The sequence below is a fragment of the Streptomyces sp. NPDC006265 genome, assembly GCF_040613555.1.
Classification (GTDB): Bacteria; Actinomycetota; Actinomycetes; order Streptomycetales; family Streptomycetaceae; genus Streptomyces.
Genome location: NZ_JBEXSH010000764.1, coordinates 1 through 4,527 on the forward strand (window position 1 = coordinate 1; position 4,527 = coordinate 4,527).

Consider the following 4,527-nt stretch of genomic DNA (forward strand, 5'->3'; position numbering starts at 1 on the left):
GTCGGCCCTCGACCGGTACGGGCCCGACTTCCGCTACCGGCAGTACGCGGCCGTCCGGCATCTGCCGGTCGCGGTCGGCGGGGTCGCGGCGGTCGGCGCGCTGGTCGCGGCGGCTCAGGTGCTGCCCGCGCGGCGCTGGTTGTCGGACCGGCTCAAGCCCGGCGACGGGCCGAGCCCCGAGAAACGGGCGAAGAGCTGGTTCTCCGTGCGCTTCGTGGGTGAGGGCGGCGGCCGGCGGGTGTACACGGAGGTCTCGGGCGGCGATCCCGGCTACGACGAGACGGCCAAGATGTTCGCCGAGTCGGCGCTCTGTCTGGCCTTCGACGATCTTCCGGAAACGGCGGGTCAGGTCACCACGGCGGTGGCGATGGGCAACGCGCTGATCGACCGGCTGCGCGCGGCGGGCATCCGCTTCCGCGTCGCGTCGGCCCGCTGACGGTCCTACAACGGCCACTCGGCGATGGTGTAGATCATCCCGGCGATCCAGCCGAGCCCGGCCAGCACGGCCAGGATCAGCCCTATGGTGACGGCCCGCTCGACGGTCTGGGTCGGTCCGGCAACAGGCTTGGGGGCACGGTGCGTTGTCATGCGCCCCAGCCTGTCGGCCCGGCCACCGCCGGGCATCCGTACGGGTACTCAGGGCCGGTACTCAGATTCGCGCGCCCCGCCCGGCCCGCGCCTGTCCCCCCACTTGAGACTTTAAGCGTTCCTCCCTCGGCAAAGGCTCGGAAAGTTCCCACAAGGAGTTCAATGAAACCCTTGAAGGTATGAGATTCCTTCTGGAAGTTTCCCTGGACAACGCGGCGTTGACGAAGGACCCGGCGGGCGAACTGGGCCGGATCCTGAGGTACTGGGCCGGCAATCTGCGCCACTACGAACTCGTCCCCGGGGACGAGTCGGCGGTTTACGACTCGGAACACCGTGAGGTGGGCCGCTGGCGGGTGGAGGGTCAGGCTGAGTAGGTCTTCCGAAGCGCCTTGCGGCACAGCGCGTCCGCCCTGCGGGTGGTCTCCGGGATGCGGTAGGCGGGGGTCAGCGCGAGGGTGTGCGCGCAGGCCTGGTCCAGTGTCACCCGATGGCCCACGGAAACGAAGACCGGCTTGACGGCGTCCCGGGTGCGCAGGGCCCGGCCGACCTCCTCGGAGCCGGCGAGCAGCGCGGAGGTGCTGCCGCGCGGGGTGTCCGGGTCGGCGTGGGTGAAGGTGAACGGGTTCTTGGCGACGCCGATCGTGGGCAGACCGGTCAGGACGCCGAGGTGGCTGGCGAGGCCGAAGCGGCGGGGGTGGGCGAGGCCGTAGCCGTCGCAGACGACCAGACCGGGCGGGCAGGGCAGGCCGGCGAGGGCGGCGAGGACCGTAGGGATCTCGCGGAAGGCGAGAAGCCCGGGCACATAGGGGAAGGAGACCCGGCCCACGGCCGTGGCCTCGGCGACGACCTCCAGGCTCAACGCGTCCAGCACGACCGCTGCCGCCGCGACGACGTCCCGCTCGTCGTCGTAGGCGACGTCGACCCCCGTCACGTGGCCGGTGCCGGGCGGCGGTCCGGGTTCGTCGAGGATCACGCGTGCGCGCAGTTCGTCCTGGACGGTGCGCGCCTGTTCCTCGGTGGCGGGCCAGTCCTCGGGGATGCGTACGGTCGTCATGGTGCCCAGAGCCTACGGGCTGCCCGGCGGCCGGACGGGTGCCCGGAGGTAGGCTCCCGATCATGTTCGTGCTGGAACTGACCTACACCGCCCCGCTGGAAGCCGTCGACGCCGTGCTGGAGGAGCATGTGGTGTGGCTCGACGAGCAGTACCGGCAGGGGGTCTTCCTCGCGTCCGGGCGTAAGAACCCCCGCGACGGCGGGGTGATCATCGCCGTCGCGGGGGATCGCGCGCGGATCGAGGAGATCACCGCGCAGGACCCTTTCGTCACCGCGGGCGTGTGCGCGTACCGCGTCACCGAGTTCGTGGCGAGGAAGACGGCGCCCGCGCTGGAGGCCTACCGGGAGACCCTCTGAGGCGTGTGCCTCACTTGCCCAGTGCTCGCTGCAGCTGGCTCTTGTTCATGCTGGAACGGCCCTCGACTCCCTTGCGTTTTGCCTCCTGGTACAGCTGGTCGTAGGTGGGTCCCTGGGAACCCTGCCCCGAGCGCTGACCGCCCCGCTTGCCGGAGGACATGTCCTGGGTGGAGGTGCGGCTGGCGGTCTTCGACTCGCCGGAGCGGGCGCGTTCCTTGTTCACCGTCCGCGCGGCGATCTCCTTGGCGCGGCCGGTGCTCTCGCCCCGGTCCTTCGCACTGTCCTTGATGTGTTCGTACTGGCGCTCCCGCTTGGAGCTCGAACCGCGTGGCATTCCCGCTCACTTCCTTTCACGATCAGTGAACGAGTACCCACACTGCCAACGATCAGGGCACCGTGCATGCTCAGTGCTCCAGGCGGGCAACCCGGCCCTTCTCGCCGGCGGCCCAGCAGCCGTGGTCCGGGGTGCAGTCGACGGTGTCGTAGGAGCCCGTGTCGACGGTCCGCCAGGTGCGGCCGGCGTCCGTGGTGAGGTCGGTGCCGGTCGGTCCGACGGCGAGGGCCGCGGTGCGGCCGTACGGGAGCCAGGCGACGCCGGAGCGGTAGGCGGGCGGGGCGGTGGCGGCCGGGCGCCAGGTGCGGCCGCTGTCGGAGGTGCGGGCGGCGGCGCTCGGTGAGGGCTGGTCGGGGCGGTAGTCACCGCCGACGGCGAGGCCGTGGGCGCGGTCGCGGAAGGCCAGCGCGAAGACGCCCCGGGCGGGGTCGCCCGCGGGGAGGGGCGTGTCGGTGGCCGTCCAGGTGCGTCCCCGGTCGGCGGAGTGCAGCACACGCGCGCGTGCCGCTCCGCCGGTGGCGAGCCAGACGTCCTTCGGCCCGGACGTCACCAGGCACTGGCCGCTCGCCGCGAATCCGGCCTCGCCCTCCTGCGCGGCCGGCATGCCCCGGTCCGGCAGCACCTTCCAGCTGCGGCCGCCGTCGCCGGTCGACAGGATGCGGAACTTGCCGTCCACCGGGTCGCTCATCGCGAGGCCGTGGCGGTGGTCGAAGAAGGTGAGGCAGTCGTAGAACGCCTTGGGGTCGGTGTTGCGGAAGGACTCCGTCCAGGTCGCTCCGCCGTCGTCGGTGCGGTAGACGCGGGACGCCTCGCCCTCGCCGATGGCCAGGACCACGGCCCGGCGCGCGTCGAACGCCTCGACGTCCCGGAACTGCAACTTCCCCGCCCCCGGGGGCGAGACGTTCCGCCAGGTCGCTCCACCGTCGGTGGTGCGCAGGACGGTGCCGCCGGTGCCGGCGACCCATGCGATGGTCCGGCTGACGGCGGCCAGGCCCCGCAACCGTGCCTCCGGAGCGCCGGTGTCCTTGAGTTCCCAGTGCGGCACCCGGCCCTCCGGTTCACGCGCCTGTGCCGGTACGCCGGTCAGGGCTGCCAGTGCCGCCGCGCAGGCCGCGATCGCGGTCGCTCTGCTGCGTGTTCGTCCCGTCCGTCGCGTGCTCCCCATGCGCCTCATGGCGGGGGAAGCTAGCCCACCGCCCGGGTGCCGTCCAGATGGCCTCGCGGGTGCTCCGGGTGGTGTGGCGGGCGGTGCGGCCGGCGCCAGACGTGCCCTCGGAGGCCCACGAGGAGAGTCACGTCACTCTGGTGCATGAACGCGGTGACGGAGGTCACTCGCATTTCGTGTGCACGGATTGGCTGATTCCGTCGTCTCTTCCCATGCCCGGCCTCATCCGCCCGGAAGTGTCCGTCCAGCCGTCACAAGGGAGCAAGGCGTTGTCCATCGTCATCGAGCAGCCCGTGGAGGCCCGCCTCGTCGCCGCCGCGCCGCGTATGCCGAGCATTCCCGCGACGCTTCACTACGACCGACGTGATCCTTTCGCCGTCCGCATGACCTTCCCCGCGCCGGCCACGCTGGAGGGCGTCGAGGTCTGCTGGACCTTCTCCCGCGAGCTGCTCGCCGCGGGCCAGAAGGACGCCGAGGGGCAGGGTGACGTGCGGGTGCGGCCCTACGGCTACGACCGCACCGTGCTGGAGTTCCACGCCCTCGAGGGCACCGCCGTGGTCCACGTCCGCTCGAGCGAGATCCGCCGTTTCCTGGAGGCCACGAGCGATCTCGTGCCCGTCGGTCTGGAGCACCTCCAGCTGGATCTGGACCACGGTCTCGCCGAGTTGATGCGGGACGCGTGCTGAGCTGACGGGTCCGCACCGGGAGGGCGTCGGCCTCGCCGCGGTCGAGTGCGTGTCCGTCAGCGCGCCGTCGGTTCCTGCCCAGAGTCTCAGGGCGACGTCGCCACCGCGTGTCCCGCTGTCACCGCCGTGCTCACCTCGCGCACGATCGCTTCCAGCCCGGGCGCCGACGCGCCCGCCCGTTCCGTCAGCTGCACGATGCGCTGGTCAGGGGTGTTCTCGTCGAGAAGGTCCGCCGCGGCGGCGAGGACGGCGACCGCCGCGTCCCGTTCGCAGAGCCCGGCGGCCGGCAGCGCCCCCCGGAGGATCCGCCGCGTGTCCTTCCGCAGCGCCTCCACGACGGCCAC

The 4,527-nt window shown here is 72.0% G+C and carries 7 protein-coding genes and 2 pseudogenes; 4 read left to right on the forward strand and 5 right to left on the reverse strand.

Annotated features, from left to right (window positions below):
* A pseudogene (locus tag ABZ281_RS39350) lies at positions 1-436 on the forward strand (saccharopine dehydrogenase); the annotation flags it as partial.
* Positions 437-441: 5 nt separating this feature from the next.
* On the opposite strand, the gene ABZ281_RS39355 reads toward ABZ281_RS39350, so the two are convergent.
* Positions 442-588, reverse strand: coding sequence for a hypothetical protein (locus ABZ281_RS39355; protein WP_010042861.1), 147 nt, complete (start codon positions 586-588; stop codon positions 442-444).
* 179 nt (positions 589-767) lie between these two features.
* On the opposite strand from ABZ281_RS39355, the gene ABZ281_RS39360 reads away from it, so the two are divergent.
* Positions 768-962 (forward strand): hypothetical protein, encoded by a 195-nt coding sequence (locus tag ABZ281_RS39360; protein WP_356662788.1) that lies wholly within the window; start codon positions 768-770, stop codon positions 960-962.
* Here ABZ281_RS39360 and ABZ281_RS39365 read toward each other — a convergent pair.
* On the reverse strand, positions 950-1,642 hold the full coding sequence (locus tag ABZ281_RS39365; RefSeq protein WP_356662789.1) for an endonuclease V: 693 nt from the start codon (positions 1,640-1,642) through the stop codon (positions 950-952). The genes ABZ281_RS39360 and ABZ281_RS39365 overlap by 13 nt on opposite strands.
* A 62-nt stretch (positions 1,643-1,704) precedes the next feature.
* Between ABZ281_RS39365 and ABZ281_RS39370 the strand changes: the two genes are divergently transcribed.
* Positions 1,705-1,998, forward strand: coding sequence for a YciI family protein (locus ABZ281_RS39370; RefSeq protein ID WP_356662790.1), 294 nt, complete (start codon positions 1,705-1,707; stop codon positions 1,996-1,998).
* 10 nt (positions 1,999-2,008) lie between these two features.
* Here ABZ281_RS39370 and ABZ281_RS39375 read toward each other — a convergent pair whose 3' ends face one another.
* Together ABZ281_RS39375 and ABZ281_RS39380 are read right to left on the reverse strand one after the other, a co-directional pair.
* Complete coding sequence (locus tag ABZ281_RS39375) at positions 2,009-2,332, reverse strand: plasmid stabilization protein (RefSeq protein ID WP_298561176.1); 324 nt, start codon at positions 2,330-2,332, stop codon at positions 2,009-2,011.
* Positions 2,333-2,402: 70 nt separating this feature from the next.
* Positions 2,403-3,497 carry an oxidoreductase gene (locus ABZ281_RS39380; RefSeq protein ID WP_356662791.1) on the reverse strand — a complete coding sequence of 365 codons (1,095 nt, stop codon included), beginning with the start codon at positions 3,495-3,497 and terminating at the stop codon, positions 2,403-2,405.
* Positions 3,498-3,766: 269 nt separating this feature from the next.
* Between ABZ281_RS39380 and ABZ281_RS39385 the strand changes: the two genes are divergently transcribed.
* Complete coding sequence (locus ABZ281_RS39385; protein ID WP_356662792.1) at positions 3,767-4,183, forward strand: SsgA family sporulation/cell division regulator; 417 nt, start codon at positions 3,767-3,769, stop codon at positions 4,181-4,183.
* An 86-nt stretch (positions 4,184-4,269) separates the two neighbouring features.
* Here ABZ281_RS39385 and ABZ281_RS39390 read toward each other — a convergent pair.
* Positions 4,270-4,527: pseudogene (locus ABZ281_RS39390) on the reverse strand (GPP34 family phosphoprotein); the annotation flags it as partial.

What these genes read in the sequence shown, in the direction of transcription:
- ABZ281_RS39370 (WP_356662790.1), top strand. Translation starts at nt 1,705, where the DNA reads ATGTTCGTGCTGGAACTGACCTACACCGCCCCGCTGGAAGCCGTCGAC.
- ABZ281_RS39375 (WP_298561176.1), bottom strand. Translation starts at nt 2,332, where the DNA reads ATGCCACGCGGTTCGAGCTCCAAGCGGGAGCGCCAGTACGAACACATC.
- ABZ281_RS39355 (WP_010042861.1), bottom strand. Translation starts at nt 588, where the DNA reads ATGACAACGCACCGTGCCCCCAAGCCTGTTGCCGGACCGACCCAGACC.
- ABZ281_RS39360 (WP_356662788.1), top strand. Translation starts at nt 768, where the DNA reads ATGAGATTCCTTCTGGAAGTTTCCCTGGACAACGCGGCGTTGACGAAG.
- ABZ281_RS39380 (WP_356662791.1), bottom strand. Translation starts at nt 3,497, where the DNA reads ATGGGGAGCACGCGACGGACGGGACGAACACGCAGCAGAGCGACCGCG.
- ABZ281_RS39365 (WP_356662789.1), bottom strand. Translation starts at nt 1,642, where the DNA reads ATGACGACCGTACGCATCCCCGAGGACTGGCCCGCCACCGAGGAACAG.